Source organism: Thermosynechococcus sp., from assembly GCF_046299635.1.
Classification (GTDB): domain Bacteria; phylum Cyanobacteriota; class Cyanobacteriia; order Thermosynechococcales; family Thermosynechococcaceae; genus Thermosynechococcus.
Window position 1 is genome coordinate 20,902 of record NZ_JBKBHV010000008.1, and the last position, 15,577, is coordinate 36,478.

Annotated in this window: 16 protein-coding genes; 9 read left to right on the forward strand and 7 right to left on the reverse strand. The window is 53.2% G+C overall.

The window, feature by feature from the left end:
• Window positions 1-36 precede the first annotated feature (36 nt).
• Genes ACK4IR_RS05030 through lipA form a run of 4 tightly spaced genes read left to right on the forward strand, consistent with a single transcriptional unit; the run spans window position 37 to window position 3,842 of the window.
• Window positions 37-717: a helix-turn-helix domain-containing protein gene (locus ACK4IR_RS05030; protein ID WP_409873048.1), complete on the forward strand. Its 681-nt coding sequence runs from the start codon at window positions 37-39 to the stop codon at window positions 715-717.
• A 59-nt stretch (window positions 718-776) separates the two neighbouring features.
• Window positions 777-1,934 carry a sugar phosphate nucleotidyltransferase gene (locus tag ACK4IR_RS05035; RefSeq protein WP_409873050.1) on the forward strand — a complete coding sequence of 386 codons (1,158 nt, stop codon included), beginning with the start codon at window positions 777-779 and terminating at the stop codon, window positions 1,932-1,934.
• A 4-nt stretch (window positions 1,935-1,938) separates the two neighbouring features.
• Window positions 1,939-2,943, forward strand: coding sequence for a permease (locus ACK4IR_RS05040; RefSeq protein ID WP_409873052.1), 1,005 nt, complete (start codon window positions 1,939-1,941; stop codon window positions 2,941-2,943).
• A 2-nt stretch (window positions 2,944-2,945) separates the two neighbouring features.
• The gene (lipA, locus tag ACK4IR_RS05045) at window positions 2,946-3,842 is read left to right on the forward strand and encodes a lipoyl synthase (protein ID WP_409873181.1); all 897 of its coding nucleotides are present in this window, start codon (window positions 2,946-2,948) and stop codon (window positions 3,840-3,842) included.
• A 135-nt stretch (window positions 3,843-3,977) separates the two neighbouring features.
• On the opposite strand, the gene ACK4IR_RS05050 is transcribed toward lipA, so the two are convergent.
• The gene (locus ACK4IR_RS05050; RefSeq protein ID WP_409873054.1) at window positions 3,978-4,508 is read right to left on the reverse strand and encodes a Dps family protein; all 531 of its coding nucleotides are present in this window, start codon (window positions 4,506-4,508) and stop codon (window positions 3,978-3,980) included.
• A gap of 105 nt (window positions 4,509-4,613) precedes the next feature.
• Here ACK4IR_RS05050 and ACK4IR_RS05055 point away from each other — a divergent pair, with 105 nt between their 5' ends.
• A complete protein-coding gene (locus tag ACK4IR_RS05055) occupies window positions 4,614-4,880 on the forward strand; it encodes an Asr1405/Asl0597 family protein (protein WP_409873055.1) in 267 nt (88 codons plus the stop codon).
• 426 nt (window positions 4,881-5,306) lie between these two features.
• Here the strand turns inward: ACK4IR_RS05055 and ACK4IR_RS05060 are convergent, their stop codons facing one another.
• From ACK4IR_RS05060 to gatA, 5 genes are all read right to left on the reverse strand, one after another.
• Complete coding sequence (locus ACK4IR_RS05060) at window positions 5,307-5,567, reverse strand: PQQ-dependent sugar dehydrogenase (protein ID WP_409873057.1); 261 nt, start codon at window positions 5,565-5,567, stop codon at window positions 5,307-5,309.
• Between the two features lie 74 nt (window positions 5,568-5,641).
• Window positions 5,642-5,974 (reverse strand): hypothetical protein, encoded by a 333-nt coding sequence (locus tag ACK4IR_RS05065; protein ID WP_409873059.1) that lies wholly within the window; start codon window positions 5,972-5,974, stop codon window positions 5,642-5,644.
• Window positions 5,975-5,984: 10 nt separating this feature from the next.
• Window positions 5,985-7,151: an RNA polymerase sigma factor RpoD gene (gene rpoD, locus ACK4IR_RS05070; protein WP_409873061.1), complete on the reverse strand. Its 1,167-nt coding sequence runs from the start codon at window positions 7,149-7,151 to the stop codon at window positions 5,985-5,987.
• A gap of 476 nt (window positions 7,152-7,627) precedes the next feature.
• Window positions 7,628-8,308 (reverse strand): hypothetical protein, encoded by a 681-nt coding sequence (locus ACK4IR_RS05075; RefSeq protein WP_409873063.1) that lies wholly within the window; start codon window positions 8,306-8,308, stop codon window positions 7,628-7,630.
• 155 nt (window positions 8,309-8,463) lie between these two features.
• The gene (gatA, locus tag ACK4IR_RS05080) at window positions 8,464-9,912 is read right to left on the reverse strand and encodes an Asp-tRNA(Asn)/Glu-tRNA(Gln) amidotransferase subunit GatA (protein WP_409873065.1); all 1,449 of its coding nucleotides are present in this window, start codon (window positions 9,910-9,912) and stop codon (window positions 8,464-8,466) included.
• 203 nt (window positions 9,913-10,115) lie between these two features.
• Here gatA and ACK4IR_RS05085 point away from each other — a divergent pair, with 203 nt between their 5' ends.
• The 4 genes from ACK4IR_RS05085 (at window position 10,116) to ACK4IR_RS05100 (ending at window position 14,399) form a co-directional block, all read left to right on the forward strand.
• Window positions 10,116-10,499 carry a hypothetical protein gene (locus ACK4IR_RS05085; protein ID WP_409873067.1) on the forward strand — a complete coding sequence of 128 codons (384 nt, stop codon included), beginning with the start codon at window positions 10,116-10,118 and terminating at the stop codon, window positions 10,497-10,499.
• Complete coding sequence (locus ACK4IR_RS05090) at window positions 10,496-12,052, forward strand: YcjF family protein (protein WP_409873069.1); 1,557 nt, start codon at window positions 10,496-10,498, stop codon at window positions 12,050-12,052. The genes ACK4IR_RS05085 and ACK4IR_RS05090 overlap by 4 nt, the downstream gene beginning before the upstream one ends.
• An 80-nt stretch (window positions 12,053-12,132) precedes the next feature.
• Window positions 12,133-13,608, forward strand: coding sequence for a hypothetical protein (locus ACK4IR_RS05095; protein WP_409873070.1), 1,476 nt, complete (start codon window positions 12,133-12,135; stop codon window positions 13,606-13,608).
• A gap of 41 nt (window positions 13,609-13,649) precedes the next feature.
• Window positions 13,650-14,399, forward strand: coding sequence for a DUF1822 family protein (locus ACK4IR_RS05100; protein ID WP_409873072.1), 750 nt, complete (start codon window positions 13,650-13,652; stop codon window positions 14,397-14,399).
• On the opposite strand, the gene ACK4IR_RS05105 is transcribed toward ACK4IR_RS05100, so the two are convergent.
• The gene (locus ACK4IR_RS05105; RefSeq protein ID WP_409873073.1) at window positions 14,390-15,532 is read right to left on the reverse strand and encodes a GNAT family N-acetyltransferase; all 1,143 of its coding nucleotides are present in this window, start codon (window positions 15,530-15,532) and stop codon (window positions 14,390-14,392) included. The two genes, ACK4IR_RS05100 and ACK4IR_RS05105, sit on opposite strands and share 10 nt — an antisense overlap.
• Between the last annotated feature and the right edge of the window lie 45 nt (window positions 15,533-15,577).

A 15,577-nucleotide genomic window follows, 5' to 3' on the forward strand; every position in this document is an offset into this window, starting at 1 on the left:
TAATAGATCTTGCCACCTGCTTCTTAATCTGGATCCATGACCTACAAGCGACTCAGTGACAGCGAACGCCAGCGTGTCTTTCAACAGTACACCGCCGGACAAACAATCAAAGCTCTGGCAGCGGAATTTGGGGTTAGTGAAAACACCATTCGGCGTGTGATCAAACAAATGGAAGAGGAAGCGCCCTTGCTAGCAATAGCAACAACGGATGAGATAGCAGAGGAGGATGACCTTGATGTAGAACCGGCAGAGACCGTTGCCCTCGATGAAGACGACTATAGTGATGAAGAGGATGACGATCTCGAAGACGAAGAGGAACTGGATGAAGATCTTCCCTTAGCTGATCTTGCCGATGTGGAAGTGGTACAGTCGGTGGAAATTATGCCCCTTGCAGAGGCTGTGTTGCCCCGTCCTTGTTATGTCGTGGTGGATCGACGGGCTGAATTACTGACTCGTCCCTTGGAGGCCTTTCGCGGCTTAGGTGCCCTCTCCAGTGAAGAGGCTCAACAAAGCACCTTACCCATTTTCGACAGCCGCCCAGTGGCTCTCCGCTATTCTCAGCAAAATCAACGCCTTTATAAAGCCAGTGATGTCCAGTGGCGCAAGACAGTCGTCAAGGTACCCGATGGCGAAATGCTGCGGAAAGTGCGCAGTTATCTTCAGTCTAAAGGCATTACCCGTTTGCTGTACCATGGGCGGGTGTATGCCCTTGATTAGGGTAAGCTAGGGGGGATAAGGTCTCCCCTTATAGAATGAGTTGATTGGGTAAAACCGATATGAAAGCAATGATCTTGGCAGCTGGAAAAGGCACGCGGGTACGCCCGATTACGTACACCATTCCTAAGCCAATGATCCCGATTTTGCAAAAGCCCGTGATGGAGTTTCTTGTCGAACTCCTGCGTCAGCACGGATTTACCGAGATTATGGTCAATGTCAGCCACCTCGCCCATGAAATTGAACGCTATTTTCAGGATGGGCAGCGGTTTGGGGTGGATATTGCCTACTCTTTTGAGGGTTATATTAAAGACGGGGAACTGGTGGGGAAAGCCCTCGGTTCGGCAGGAGGGATTAAGCGAATTCAAGATTTTCACCCTTTTTTTGATGATACGTTTGTCGTCTTGTGCGGCGATGCCCTGATTGATTTAGATTTGACAGCAGCTGTAGCTTGGCACCGCCAAAAGGGGGCGATCGCCACCGTAATTATGAAAACAGTCCCTAAGGAAGAGGTCTCAAGCTATGGGGTCGTTGTTACGGATGAGTGCGATCGCATTATTGCCTTTCAGGAAAAGCCTAGTGTCGAAGAAGCCTTGAGCAACAATATCAATACGGGGATTTATATTTTTGAACCGGAAATTATTGACTATATTCCCTCCAATCAGGAATACGACATTGGAAGTCAGCTTTTTCCTAAACTGGTGGAAATGGGTGCCCCCTTCTATGGGTTGCCGATGGACTTTGAATGGATTGACATTGGTAAAGTCCCCGACTACTGGCAGGCGGTGCGGGGCGTTCTCGACGGCACAATTAAGAATGTTACGATTCCCGGCCACGAGCGGTTTCCCGGGATTTATACAGGCTTGAATGTGGCGGTTGATTGGGATAAGGTCACGATCCAAGGACCGGTCTACATTGGCGGCATGACGAAGATTGAAGACGGAGCAACGATCATTGGACCGACGATGATTGGCCCCAATTGCCACATTTGCAGTGGTGCGGTCGTGGATAACTGCGTGATTTTCGAGTACTCTCGCCTTGGCTCCGATGTCCGCTTGGTGGATAAGCTGGTCTTTGGGCGCTACTGTGTCGATAAAACGGGTACCACAATTGATCTGAAGGCCGCTGCCCTTGATTGGCTGATTACCGATTCACGGCAAACAGATATCCAACCGGGGCCACTCGAATTGAAGGAGATGGTGTCCCAAAGCCCATTGTAAGCCCATGACATTTGCGAATCAATTGCAAAGCGGTTTTACGCTTTTTTTGAGCCTCCTAGTAGAAGCACTGCCCTTTCTACTATTGGGGATTTTGCTTTCCAGTGTACTGCTGCTGTTTGTAGATGAGCAGGCACTGATTCGTTGCTTACCGCGATCGCCCCTCTTGGGGGCTTTGGTGGGCAGTTGCATTGGTTTTCTTTTTCCGGTGTGCGAGTGTGGCAATGTACCCGTAGCACGGCGATTGCTACTGCAGGGACTGCCGACCTCGGTCGCCATTGGCTTTTTGCTGGCGGCACCGACGATTAACCCAATTGTGATTTGGGCTACTTGGACCGCCTTTCGCGATCAGCCGGAGATTGTCGTGTTTCGCGTCCTCTTTTCCCTGGCGATCGCCACCATTATTGGCTGGGTTTTTAGTTTCCAAAAGGATCTAACCCCCTTTTTGCAACCCACAGTAACTAGTTTAATGCGTCGCCCCCAACCTCAAGCACCTGCTGTCCCTGCCTTGCTCCAGTCGGGCACCTACCTGTTGGGAACGCCCGGCCAACCCCTTGCCATGGAAACCCTCACGCTTTCACCGCCCACCGCAACAATTCCTTGGCAGCAGCGTCTGCCCCAAGTTCTAGAGAATGTGGTGCAGGAATTTCGCGAACTGGGGGGGATTCTCGTCCTCGGCAGTCTGGTGGCCACAATTATTCAGGTGGCTGCCCCCCGTGAACTCATTCTCAGCCTTGGCCAGGGGCCGGTGATCTCAGTTGTGGCGATGATGCTCCTCGGCACGGTGATTTCCATTTGCTCCACCGTGGATGCCTTCTTTGCCCTAGCCTTTGCGGCCACGTTTACACCGGGGTCAATTCTCGCCTTTCTCGTTCTCGGCCCCATGGTGGATCTCAAGGGGCTGGGGTTATTGCTGACGATTTTTCGTCCCCGTGCCTTGATTTACCTCTTTCTGTTGGTGGCACAGTTGACGTTTTCCCTTTGTCTGTTTTTGAATTTGCAGTGGAGTTAGCCGTGGTGGTCAAACCGGAGTGGTTACGGGTCAAAGCCCCTCAGTGGCAGCGGGTGGGTTCAGTCAAGGAACTCTTGCGGGACTTAAATCTTAATACCGTTTGTGAAGAGGCCTCGTGCCCCAACATTGGGGAATGTTTCCATGAGGGAACGGCCACGTTTTTAATGATGGGGCCTGCCTGTACGCGCGCTTGCCCCTACTGCGACATTGATTTTGCCAAAAAGCCCCTGCCCTTAGATGCCACTGAACCCCAGCGACTGGCAGAAGCGGTGGTGCGCCTGCGTCTTAATCATGTCGTGATTACTTCGGTGAATCGGGATGATCTGCCGGATGGAGGGGCGTCTCACTTTGTGGCCACCATTGAGGCGGTGCGATCGCGATCGCCCCAGACAACCATTGAAGTCCTGATTCCCGATCTCTGTGGTAATTGGCAAGCCCTAGACCAAATTTTGGCCGCTAGTCCAGAAGTGCTCAACCACAACACCGAAACCGTGCCCCGTCTCTATCGGCGGGTGCGTCCCCAAGGTAACTATCGGCGCAGTCTGGAGCTGCTACAACGAGTGCGCGATCGCGCCCCTTGGATCTACTCAAAGTCGGGAATCATGGTGGGCTTGGGAGAAACCCCTGAGGAAGTGGAGGCAGTGATGGTGGAGCTGCGGCAAGTGGGCTGCGACATTCTCACGATTGGCCAGTATCTCCAGCCAAGTCCGAAACACTTACCCGTGCAGGCCTTTATTCCACCAGCGCAATTTGAAGCATGGCGGCAGCTTGGCGAATCCATGGGCTTTTTGCAGGTGGTGTCCTCTCCCCTCACCCGCAGTTCCTACCATGCCGAGCAGGTGCGTGCTCTGATGCAGCAGTATCCCCGCCAGCGTCCTACAGCAAATCCCCTTGGATAAATTTATTGCAATTTAATTGCAACTAAGCTAGGCTAAGCAGTAGGAAAAATCTGCATTAAAAAACCCCTTGGGCAGGGGCATTTTATGAACAGCTGTCAGCTTGTGTTAGACTTCGTTAACCAAAATTGCGAAACACTACACCTTCAGGCTGTCGTTGGCCAGAAAGTGAGCAATGTGGTACGCGCGCTCCTCTGTTTTCAGCAAGATTTGATCGTACAGATAAGCCGTGGCGCGATCGCCCAAACTTTCTGCTTGGGTAGCCTGCTGCCGCAGAATCCCAATAATCGCCTGCTCCGCTTGCAAATCATTGCTGAGCATTTGCCGGCAATTGAAAGCCCCCTCCGGTTCAGGGGTAAAGCAGCAGAGAGCCGCCAACTGTTGGAAACCGGCCACAGGCACGCCCCCCAGACCATTCAAACGCTCGCCCAAGTCATGAACGTGGCCTTGCACCTGTTCATAGCAGTCTTGGAAAAACTGATGCAGCATGTAGAACTCTGCACCTTCAACAACAAAATGATGCTTTTGGTACTGCAAATACAAAGCTTGAAAACTGGCCAAGAGGCGATTCATTCCCTCACAGACCGGGGTAGTGGTGGCCTTCTCCAGCAACACAACCGTGTCACGTATCTCGCCAAACGCTTGGCGTGGCAATGCACTGGTCGTCATAGCACGATGCTCCTTTGCGGAGACTAGTGAGCTAACTGACTTAGCTCTGACAGCCCGATCCTAAACTACCTTTCCGTATATTTTCAATAATGGAGTGCTTATTGAATGTCTATAAACCCCCACGTTATTGCAGTTAAGTGGCAATTACGCTGGCCGATCTACCAACGGTTGATTGATCTAGAGGTGCCCTGCGACTATGCTCCCTATCAACCCCTGAGGGTCGAGGTGAACTCTCCCTTAGCCGCGTTGCAGGTGTGGTCAGTGGTACGCCAAGTCTCTGCACCTCGGGCGACTTTGATAGATTGGCTCGAACAGTGCTGGCGGTGCCGCTTGACTGAATTGAGTGAATATCGCAATCCTGCTGAGTATTAGGGGAATGTACAACCTGCTGGCGCTGGCGGCGCTGCATTGAATGTGGCAGTTGTAATGTTAGTGACTGTCCCTGCGCCAGTTGTATTAATAGCAACCCCACCATTGTTAGAGCCAAGGTTGAGACTATCAACAATTCGGAAGGTGACAAGAACATTTTGGGGTCGTAAACGGAAACCAGCCCCACTCGTTTGCACATTACTGAAGACGTTAGCGCACAGTGTTGCATTATTATCAGCCCGCAATTCTACGCTGCGCGTGGCAGGATTCGCTTGAGTGAGGGTGTTGTTGTTGACCGTGGCATTAAGGCGAGAAGTATTCTGAGCACGCAGGCGCAACGCTTCACCACCAGCCGTTGTTTGCACAGTGTTGTTGCTAACAACAAGTTGCAACGCAGATAGTCTTTACCTAATGGAACCAATCGGGTTCCTACTTCAAAGTCAAGACCCGTAAGCGCTTCTTGGAAAAGGCGATCGCGATCAAGGAGAATCTGGTTGTGCCGTCGGGGAGCCAAGCCAAGCGGGAGCCAAAATGCTGTCCTTCAGTTTTCACTTGGGAAACTTGAAAGAGAATCCTCCCCTCCTCAAGGCGATCGCCCGCCGGAGACCCACGCGCCGGGCGAGTACGATTAGCAGATGCTGTGCCATGGGCATAGGTGAGATAAAAGTAACGGGGTACCCGACTACACAATAGGACGACACCCTGGGAGTACCCCGATCGCCCCCATAGAGGGGAGTAATTTGATAAAGGTGATCAATGGATAACTAAGCAATCGGTGTCACATCTTCAGAATGCTCTGCATCTTCAGACTGCGGCAGGATCACCGGCAGTTCCAAAGAAGCAGCCTCAGAAGCGGGAGCCGGGGTACTATTGTGCTGTCGCCGTTGCCAAAGGGTCACCCCCACTGCCGCTGCTGTAATCGTACCCGCACCCAGTCCAAGGGCGATCGGCAGCTTGCTGTTGTCAAAGAATGAGGTATGACTCAGGCCTTGACTCAATCCTTTGGCATGGGCGCAGGCTTGGGCAGAACTGGGTTGCAGCATGGCCACAAGGGTGGCAGACAGACCAGCAGTCAGGGCAATGAGGGGACGCAACATAAACAACTCCTTAACGAATGTATTCCTTGAGAACGCTGTTGCGGTTGGGATGGCGCAGTTTGCGCAGGGCCTTGGCCTCAATTTGGCGAATGCGCTCACGGGTCACGTTGAAGAGTTGACCAATTTCTTCTAACGTTTTCATACGACCATCGTCCAAGCCATACCGCAGTTTTAACACATCTCGCTCGCGGGGGCTAAGGGTGCACAATACCGTCTCTAAATCTTCCCGCAGCAGGTGTTTCGACACTTGATCTTCCGGGGTTTCACCGTCGGATTCAATAAAGTCCCCCAGACGGGAATCTTCCTCTTTGCCGATGGGAGTTTCGAGGGAGATGGGCAGTTGTGCCGACTTGGCAATGAAGCGCAGTTTTTCAATGGTCATTTCCATGCGATCGGCAATTTCTTCTTCGGTGGGTTTGCGCCCCATTTCCTGCGAGAGAAGTTTGGTGGTTTTCTTGATGCGGGAGATTGTTTCGTACAGGTGCACTGGCAGACGAATGGTGCGGGATTGATCGGCAATGGCACGGGTAATGGCTTGGCGAATCCACCATGTGGCGTAGGTGGAAAATTTATAGCCCTTTTCGTGATCAAATTTCTCGGCAGCGCGGATTAACCCTAGGCTGCCCTCTTGAATCAAGTCCTGAAAGGATAACCCCCGGTTCATGTATTTTTTGGCGATCGACACCACCAATCGCAGGTTCGATTGCACCATTTTTTCCTTGGCCTTGCGACCGACAAAAAGACGATGGCGAAACGCCTGTACCGTCATCCCCAGTTCTTTAGCCCAAGGCTCAGGATTGCGTTCTAGTTCTTCAGGGGTACAGCCCAATTGTTCGCACAGGCGATCGCGCACTCGCTCCATTTCTAGGAGATCCGCGATTTTGCGAGCTAGTTCAATTTCTTCATCGGCACGCAACAGACGAATGCGGCCAATTTCTTGCAAATAGAGACGAATCGAGTCCTCGGTGTAATGTTTCTTCTTGACCTGTGTGCGTCGTCGGCTGGCACGACCTTTTGTGGGCTTGCCGTCAAGATCGTCGCTGACCTCCTCAAAGTCTTCGCTCTCCTCTTCCTCGATCTCTACAGTATCAAGGCCATAGTCACTGAGTAGAGCCACCTCATCTTCAAGGGGGGCTGTTGCGGGGTCGTAAACGTCAAGTACATTCGCTTGGGTCATGCCGTTGTCCTCGTAAAATCTCCCTAAATGTGTATTGTCGGTGTGTTGTTGTCAACCGTTGCCTTCGGTGACGCTAGAATCGTCAGCCACATTTCAATGATTGGAATGCAGCTAAGGAAAGCGGTTGGACGGGGGAATAGACTCTAGATTCCACATTCTCAGGTTCTCTACCGCTGGATCATCTTGAAAAATTTCCTCTGTGACCCACGGGGTCAGGGAGCAGGCAGTAGCAAGCGGTTGAGACTGTACAGGAATCTTTTGACTAATTTTAACTAAAACCTCATTGATTGTAGCCTTTCTAACAGAAATCGCCCACAGCAAAGGGGTAAATTTTTCTAGAACTCAGGGCTAGCGATCGCTCGCGTCAACAACTGCTAACAAATTCTAATTTCCTGCTCTCAGATAAATTTCTCTCCCGGCTGAGGGAAATTTCTTGGTTCTAGCCTAGCTAATTTATCTCCGTTTCGCCGCACCTGTTACTTTTGATCACGAAACGCCCGAATCGTGGCTTGCAGTGCTTGCATACCCCTAACATCACTGCTGTAATAGAAGCGCAGGGGAATCATCCGCCCATCCTGCAACTCCAAAGCCAACCGAGCCAATAGTCTGCCTTTGTTACCACGGGAGAGCTGTACCGCCACATCTTTGAGAACATACCAAGGGAAGGTTTTCTTGTCTGTCCTGAGAAGACTACTATATTGCAGTGATACCACGCCTGCGGTTTTATCAAAAACCAGCACCAGCACTTTGGCACCAATGAAGATCAGGGGTAACCCTAGTCCCCAGCCAACGGCTAAGATCAAAAATCCCCACCAGCGGTTGTCTTCCACCAATGTCAAGGGGGGATGTTGCGGCTGCTGCAAGAGACGGCGGATGCGTTCAGCAACGGCTTCTCGATTCTGGCGATCGCTGGTAAATTCACCAAAGGCAATCGAACCCCCTGTGGTTTGTAGGTGCACTTGATAAACACGGTAGCGTCGTCCACGACTAGAGCGCCACTGCTCGATAATCCCCACCCCTTGGAGCCGATTCAGGGGAATTTGGGTGATCTGTACCCCCGTCGCCCCAGAGCGCACCCAGCGACAGCGACTATCCATGACGCGAACCTCATGGCGGCACACCAGCTCATAGCGCGCTGCAAATCGGTATCGCAGCACCAATGCAGAAAATCAAACCTGTCAGCCACACCCCCCAAGGGCGACTGCGCAAAATCAGCCGCTGCTGAGATTTTTCAACAATTTCCATGCTCCTATTCTAAAACCCGAAAGAGCAAGCCACCATGGATTATGTCAGTGGCCGTTTTGGCTAAGGCCTAAAGCTGCGGCTGCTGCTGATGCCAAGGGGTAGCCTGTTCGTAGGCATAGGCAACGTGGAATAGGGTCTCTTCTCGCAGGACGTTGCCAATCAGTTGCAGGCCAATGGGCAGTCCTTCTCGATCAAAGCCACAGGGGAGGCTCAAGCCCGGTAGCCCGGCAAGGTTGACGGGAATGGTCATCAGGTCTGACAGATACATACTCAGGGGGTCGGCGGTCTTCTCACCGGCCTTGAAGGCGGTGGTGGGAGCGGTGGGGGAGACTAAAACATCCACCTGTTCAAAGGCTTGGGCAAAGTCTTGTTTGATCAGGGTGCGTACCTTTTGTGCCCGTAGGTAGTAGGCATCGTAGTAGCCGGCAGAAAGGGCGTAGGTGCCAATCATAATCCGCCGTTTCACCTCCGCGCCAAAGCCTTGGGCGCGGGTTTTCATGTACATTTCAAGGAGATCGCTCGCTCCTTCAGCGCGAAAACCAAAATTCACGCCATCATAGCGGGCGAGGTTTGCCGAAGCTTCCGAAGGGGCAATGATGTAATAGGTGGGCAGGCCGTAGGCAAAGCGCGGACAGGAGAGTTCCACCACCGTTGCCCCTAACTCCTCTAGGGTTTTGAGGGCAGCCTCAAGGGCGGATTTCACCTCGGCTTGGACGCCGTCAGCCACGGTTTCTTGAATGACGCCAATGCGTATTCCCTTGAGATCGGGTTTGAGGGCTTGGGTATAGTCGGGAATCGGCACGTTGAGGCTAGTGGCATCCTTGGGATCATGGCCGGCGATCGCCCCCAAAAGAATGGCTGCATCGGTAACCGTCGGTGCCAAAGGTCCTACCTGATCTAATGACGACGCATAGGCAACCAGACCATAGCGGGACACCAAGCCATAGGTGGGCTTCAGGCCGACCACCCCACAAAAGGCAGCGGGTTGACGAATGGAACCGCCCGTATCCGAGCCAAGGGCAGCAGCACATTCGCCGGCGGCAACGGCAGCAGCAGAGCCGCCAGAAGAGCCGCCAGAGACCCGCCCTAGATTCCAAGGATTGGCGGTAAATCCAAAGGCAGAATTTTCGGTGGAGCTGCCCATGGCAAATTCATCGAGATTGGTTTTGCCAATCATGATGGCGCCGGTGGCCTGCAGTTTTTGGGTTACGGTGGACTCATAGGGGGGCACAAAATGCTCCAGCATCTTGGAAGCACAGGTGGTGCGTACCCCATAGGTGCAGAGGTTGTCCTTGATGGCCAAGGGAATCCCCGCCAGCAGGCCGATTTCTTCGCCCGCAGCCAGCCGTTTATCCACTTCGGCCGCTTGGGCAAGGGCGCGATCGCCCGTCACGGTCAAGAAGCTATGGAGCGTTGGCTCTACTTGGGCAATGCGATCCAGATAGGCTTGGGTAATTTCAGTGGCGGAGCGTTCTTTGCGAACGAGTTGACGGTGTAGCTCCTGAATCACTGACATAGATGCAGATTCCCTAGTGACAACGCAACACTGGCGATCGCGGGCATGGCCGCAAATAAGCCACTCTTAAGTTTAGCAATGGGGCTGATGATTTATCGCCTAAAATCAACAGCTTTGGCATGGGGCTGTCTCCTAATCAATCAGCGATATATTAGGAATCAAGAAGCCCTGACGACGGTGCGCATGCCTCTGCGGAGTATTTGATGGAGCCGCTTGACCCGGTGGATCGGGATGCCTTTACCAATCCAACGTTGCAGCGATTGTGGTTCTTTGTCTATTTGCTGCCCATTTTTGGCATGATTCCCGCCCTTTGGCAGTTGAGCCGTCGGGTGAGCAATCGCCAAACCCGCCATGTCAGTCGCCTTGCTCTTCTTATTGGTTTGATTTGGTTGTTGGGCTATGGTCTGCTGAATGGGGCGGCTAACGTGAGTGAAACCCAGTCTCTGCCCCATGGTTTATTGCTGTTCCTCAATAGTCTCTGGGGATCGACCTACTTTTTGGTCAACTTGGGACTCATGGTGCGCCTTTGGCGGGGGCGATCGCTGAAATTGCCCCTCTTGCAGCGTCTGATGAAATACCTGCCATGACCCCTAAGCGTTGGTTTTGGCCACTGTTGGGATTCGGCACTCTTCTGGTGCTCATCCTCTGGTTGGTCTCAGCACTGACGTGGCTCTATGTGCAGGTGTCCTTTACAGCACCCTTTTTGGCCAATCTCTTGGTGCTGGTGCTGATTGGTCTATTGGGGGGACTGCTCTACCTTTTCTTCCGCTACCTGTATGTGTTGGAACGCAAGGGCAAACCCAAGGCCGCCAGCCCTGTACCCCAAGCCCCCCTTGATAAAACGGAGGCTGCTGCTGAGAACCTCAAAGCCCTACGGCAGCAACTGAGTCAAATTGAGGATGAGGTGGCACGGCAAGCATTGATGGCACGGGCACGGGAGCTAGAGGAGGACTTTTACCGTCAAGAATTGCGCATTGTTGTCTTTGGTACCGGCTCGGCGGGTAAAACCTCTCTCGTCAATGCCCTGATTGGTGAGATGGTGGGGGAAGTGGCACCGACAATGGGCACGACGGCAGTGGGGCAAACCTATCGCTTTTGGCTCCCCCATACGGATCAAGAAATACTCATTACCGACACCCCCGGCATTTTAGAAGCAGGTGTCGCTGGTACCTACCGCGAGCAATTAGCCCGCCAACTTGCCGCAGAAGCCGACTTACTCCTTTTTGTTTTGGACGATGACCTGCGCCGGTCGGAATACACCCCCTTGGTGAACTTGGTGGAAATGGGCAAGCGATCGCTCTTGGTACTCAATAAAATTGACCTGCGCTCAGAGGCGGATCAACTGGCTCTGCTACGTCATCTGCGGCAGCGGGTCAAGGGACTCATTCCGCCCCAAGATGTGGTGGGCATTGCCGCCCGTCCCCAACCGATTCACCTTGAGACAGGAGAGTGGCTGGAACCAGAACCCCACATCTGGCCACTGATTCGGCGGATGAGTGCCATTCTCCGCGAGGAAGGGGATGATCTTGTGGCTGACAATATCCTCTTGCAGTCTCAACGTCTAGGGGAGCAAGCTCGCAAAATCATTGATCAGCAACGGCGTCGCCAAGCGGATAAAGTGGTGGAACGCTACCAGTGGATTAGTGCGGGTGTGGTCTGCGTGACGCCAATTCCTGTCGTGGATCTGCTGGCGGCCGCCGCCGTGAATGCGCAAATGGTGATGGAAATTGGCAAGGTCTATGGCTGTGACTTGAATCGCGATCGCGCCCGTGAGTTGGCCCTTTCCTTGGGCAAAACCCTTGCCAGTCTCGGCATTGTCAAAGGTGCCATGAATCTAGTGGGGACGGCTCTCCAGTTGAGCGTCGGGGGTCTGGTGGTGGGCAAAGCCGTCCAAGGAATTACTGCCGCTTACCTCACCCGCATTGCCGGTAAAAGTTTTATTGAATATTTTCGCCACAACCAAGACTGGGGAGATGGCGGCATGGGGGAAGTGGTGCAACGGCAGTTTCAACTTAATCGCCGCGATGAATTTATTCGTTCCTTTGTGCAGCAGGCGATCGCCCGCTTACCGGCGCAACTGGGAACCGTGATTCCTGAGACCCTGAAAACCCCCTTATCCCATGAGGAAGAGCTATCTTAAGCGATCCTAACAATTGCCCCAAAGACATCGGCAAAAACCGCTACTATGTTGAGTAATTATTTTCATGTTGCCCATTTCGGATGAGTCTCTCGACCCGCAGTCCTGATCTTGAGGTGGAACAACTGCCGCAGTTATTGCAGGCGGCTCGGTCTCGTTACTTGGCCGGGGAGCGATCGCCCGCCGTGATGAAGCCCCTCTCTCAGGCCCTGCGAGCCATCCTAGATCGCAACATTGATGCCCATCTGAGTCAGCGAGGCGGCTATCTCCAACGCCTGGTGGAAGCCTATTTTCGCCTTTTTCCCCGCTGCCTAGAAAATATTAGCCGCGATCAACTACAACAGCAGGCGGTGCAAAAAACGGTACTGCGGTTACTGCAAATTCCCGCCACTGTCATTCAAGATGAGTACGATCGCCTCAATCGCGGCCAGTACAACCAGCCTCTGAAACAATTGGTTCTTGCCTTTAGTCGTCCAGCCCTAGCCAACCGCAATCCTTCTCCGGAACTGACGGAGGCTGAGTGTTTCCTTGCCTTCTTTATCCAGTGCCTACGCCAAGAACTCGGTGCAACGGTTCTCCTATCTCCCCAGTTTCGCCACGAGTATCGCGATCTGCTGCGTACGGTGTGTTTGGGTAGCTCTGATCCCGAGCAATGCCAAAGTAATCTCATGGGCTGGCTCTGGGAAGCAATGAAATCCTTCGACCCCCTCAAGCCCTTTGGAGCCACTGGCCATGGTCGTCCCACCTTTGAAGCATGGGTGCGCACGGTCATCAGCAATAAACTGGCCGATGAAAAACGCAAACTCCTCAAGCGCGAGGCCGATGAACTGCTCTTTTACGACAACCGTGCCCTGCAAGTTTTTCAAGATCGCTATCAGGCAGCGCCGCCTGAGGTGCAGCGGGAGATTAATCCCAAGGCCTGTGCGCAGTTGATTACCGTCGTGCAAACGGAGATTACCGATCCCCGTATTCGGGCTTCAACCACCCGCTTGCGCCAGCAGATTGCCCAACTTCTGGGCTGGACGATTGACTATACGCGCGACATTCATCAACAGGTGCGGCGCATCCTTGGGCGCTATGTGCAATCTACTCGTTCTCTGAACATTTGCTCCGCCGACAGCAACCAAGAATGGATTGACAACTATCCCGATAGCCGTACACTGCCAACCAGCAATGGCCAAGGGGTGGAGTGCATGGTGGAGTTTCTCAATGATCCACAAACGCCAACATGGGTGAGGGATTGGTGTGAGCGTCGCCGTACCCAAGCGGAAATTGCCCGCGAACTCTTTGTGAGCCAGCCCACCATTTCCCGCTGCCTTGGTCGTGAATATCGCCTCTGGCTCTACCGTAAGTTCTTTCAAGATCCCCAGATTCCGCAATGGATGAGGCGATGGTATGAAACCCAATCAATCCCCAGCCCCCACCAACGACGGCAAACCCGTCGTGAAATTCACCCGGACTATGCCCGTGGTCTTTGCACGGCAAAACAAATTGATGAGCAAATAGAAGCTCGCCTTGCCCGGTGGTGTGAGCAGAACGGCATTTACTATCTCCCCTAAACGGCTCTGCCTCTTCGTACTTGGTTTGGATAACAACGGCTATGATTTCCGCTTTGGCACCGACTGTTCCCATTCGTTCCCTGACCTTGGATGCTGCCCATGCCGTGCTTCACAGATGTCGCCCCAGCCGCCAACGACAGGTTCTGCCCTATTTAGTTGCGCTCTACGCCTTCATAGACTGGTGGGAAAATGAGGGGGTTCCCAGCAAGCAGGATGATCTTGAGGATTTGCCAAGCGATCTGAGCTTGAGTACCACCTGGTGCGAACGGCCAGAGGTTCTTGACTTGGTGGACATTGCGGATCTGAACTTGGAAGGGGTGCAGTTATCCCTCTATCCCGTTGAGCAGGGAGAGACGCTGCGGATCCATTGCCCGACATTTTTGGGGGTGATTAACGCAGATTTGGCGGTTGCTGTGGGTTTAGATCGCGATCGCCGGCAGGCACAGATGCTGGGTTTTTGCGATCGCCAGACCCTCTTGGACTATTGGCAACACCATCCAGCCGATGCCCAAGGCTATGGCACCTTTCCCCTAGAGCAACTGCAACCCATCTTTTATTTGCCTGAGCAAATTAGCCTCCTCAATCCGCTACCCCAAAGCACACCGCTTGCCACCAAGGGCAATACCTATGGTCAATCCCTCGAACATCTACCGCAGTCCCTCCAGCGCACGGCTGTTGCTGAACCTGAACGGCTGACCCTTGACAACGAAACAGCGATCCAGCGTCTCCTGCAAGCCCTCCAAGGCTACACTGAAACCTCAGAAATCTCCCTCTCCCGAAATCAGGATTGAGCTTCCGGCGGCGATGTCTTTTTGGGTGGAGGCTCATGGTAGTAGGCCTGTGCCCCCTCTTTGGTATGAATCTGACCGGGTTGAGGACGGCGATGGGTTTGCAGACCTTGGAGCACTTCTGAGAGGGTGAGACCTTCCGGCAGGGGCGATCGCACCTCCCGCACCTTGTGCCACACCGAACGCGACATCATTAAACTGCGACGGATAGGTTCAGCCCAACTTTCAAGGTAGGCTTCCCGCTCCCCTTGGTAATCCGTCGAAGAGAGCAATAGAGGCGCTGCCGCATAAGACTGCACCAGCTGGGCAATATGGGTCAAAATCTCCGGATACAGGTGGGTATAAGCTGGGTGCACCGTTAGGTCTAGCCAATGGGGGAGATGTCCATCTTGGCTGGCATGGAGCGTGTAGGAGGCGATCGCCACCTTGCGCTGCGGTTCAAACACATAAGCACGATGCACTTGCACCTGTTGCCACCAACCGGCCAAATGGTGGTGGAGCCAATCCAATAGATTGATCTGAAAATCCCGATAGTGGCGATTAAACACTTGGCGCACTAAGGCCGGCATGGACATCGTATCCAACTCATGCAGCAACCGGGCATCGGCATTTGTAACCTTCAGCAGATTAGGCAAGCAAGGGGTGCCCTCGGCCAGTGCTGCTAACTGATCTGCTGAAATTTGCCAGTAGGTGAGATGCGCCAAAGGTTGAAAACCATTTTGACGGTAGAGGTCTAGTGCCTCGCGGCGGTCAATATTGATTTCCACCATCCATGTGCGGGCTTCGATAATACTACTAAAACAGTGGCGCAGGAGTTGTGTCCCCACCTCCGTAAACTCTTGGGCAGCCAGTTGCTGCACCTGCCATGTAGTGCGATTTTCATTAAAGGGAGCTACTTGAACAACGCCCAATAGTTGATTGTCCCGCTCTGCCACATAAATGCGCTGCTTGCTCATCCCCATGAGCCACTGCAACAGATGCAGCGGTGAGGTCATTTGTCCGTCTCCAAAGAAGGGTAGGCCAAAGGGCTGATCGTGTACTCCCTCATGGCACAGCCGCTGTTGTACCACCTCCACATCCCGATAGGCCAAGGGACGGATCAGCAAATCACCAGCGGAGGGCAAGTCGGAAACCATTAGCGGGCACCAATCACTACCTCTATCTTAAGGACTCCAGCCTCA

Coding starts and splice junctions, on each gene's coding strand:
- ACK4IR_RS05100 (WP_409873072.1), top strand. CDS start 13,650: ATGATTTCCGCTTTGGCACCGACTGTTCCCATTCGTTCCCTGACCTTG.
- ACK4IR_RS05085 (WP_409873067.1), top strand. CDS start 10,116: ATGGAGCCGCTTGACCCGGTGGATCGGGATGCCTTTACCAATCCAACG.
- ACK4IR_RS05040 (WP_409873052.1), top strand. CDS start 1,939: ATGACATTTGCGAATCAATTGCAAAGCGGTTTTACGCTTTTTTTGAGC.
- rpoD (WP_409873061.1), bottom strand. CDS start 7,151: ATGACCCAAGCGAATGTACTTGACGTTTACGACCCCGCAACAGCCCCC.
- ACK4IR_RS05050 (WP_409873054.1), bottom strand. CDS start 4,508: ATGACGACCAGTGCATTGCCACGCCAAGCGTTTGGCGAGATACGTGAC.
- ACK4IR_RS05035 (WP_409873050.1), top strand. CDS start 777: ATGAAAGCAATGATCTTGGCAGCTGGAAAAGGCACGCGGGTACGCCCG.
- gatA (WP_409873065.1), bottom strand. CDS start 9,912: ATGTCAGTGATTCAGGAGCTACACCGTCAACTCGTTCGCAAAGAACGC.
- ACK4IR_RS05095 (WP_409873070.1), top strand. CDS start 12,133: ATGAGTCTCTCGACCCGCAGTCCTGATCTTGAGGTGGAACAACTGCCG.
- ACK4IR_RS05030 (WP_409873048.1), top strand. CDS start 37: ATGACCTACAAGCGACTCAGTGACAGCGAACGCCAGCGTGTCTTTCAA.
- ACK4IR_RS05065 (WP_409873059.1), bottom strand. CDS start 5,974: ATGTTGCGTCCCCTCATTGCCCTGACTGCTGGTCTGTCTGCCACCCTT.
- ACK4IR_RS05055 (WP_409873055.1), top strand. CDS start 4,614: ATGTCTATAAACCCCCACGTTATTGCAGTTAAGTGGCAATTACGCTGG.
- ACK4IR_RS05105 (WP_409873073.1), bottom strand. CDS start 15,532: ATGGTTTCCGACTTGCCCTCCGCTGGTGATTTGCTGATCCGTCCCTTG.
- ACK4IR_RS05090 (WP_409873069.1), top strand. CDS start 10,496: ATGACCCCTAAGCGTTGGTTTTGGCCACTGTTGGGATTCGGCACTCTT.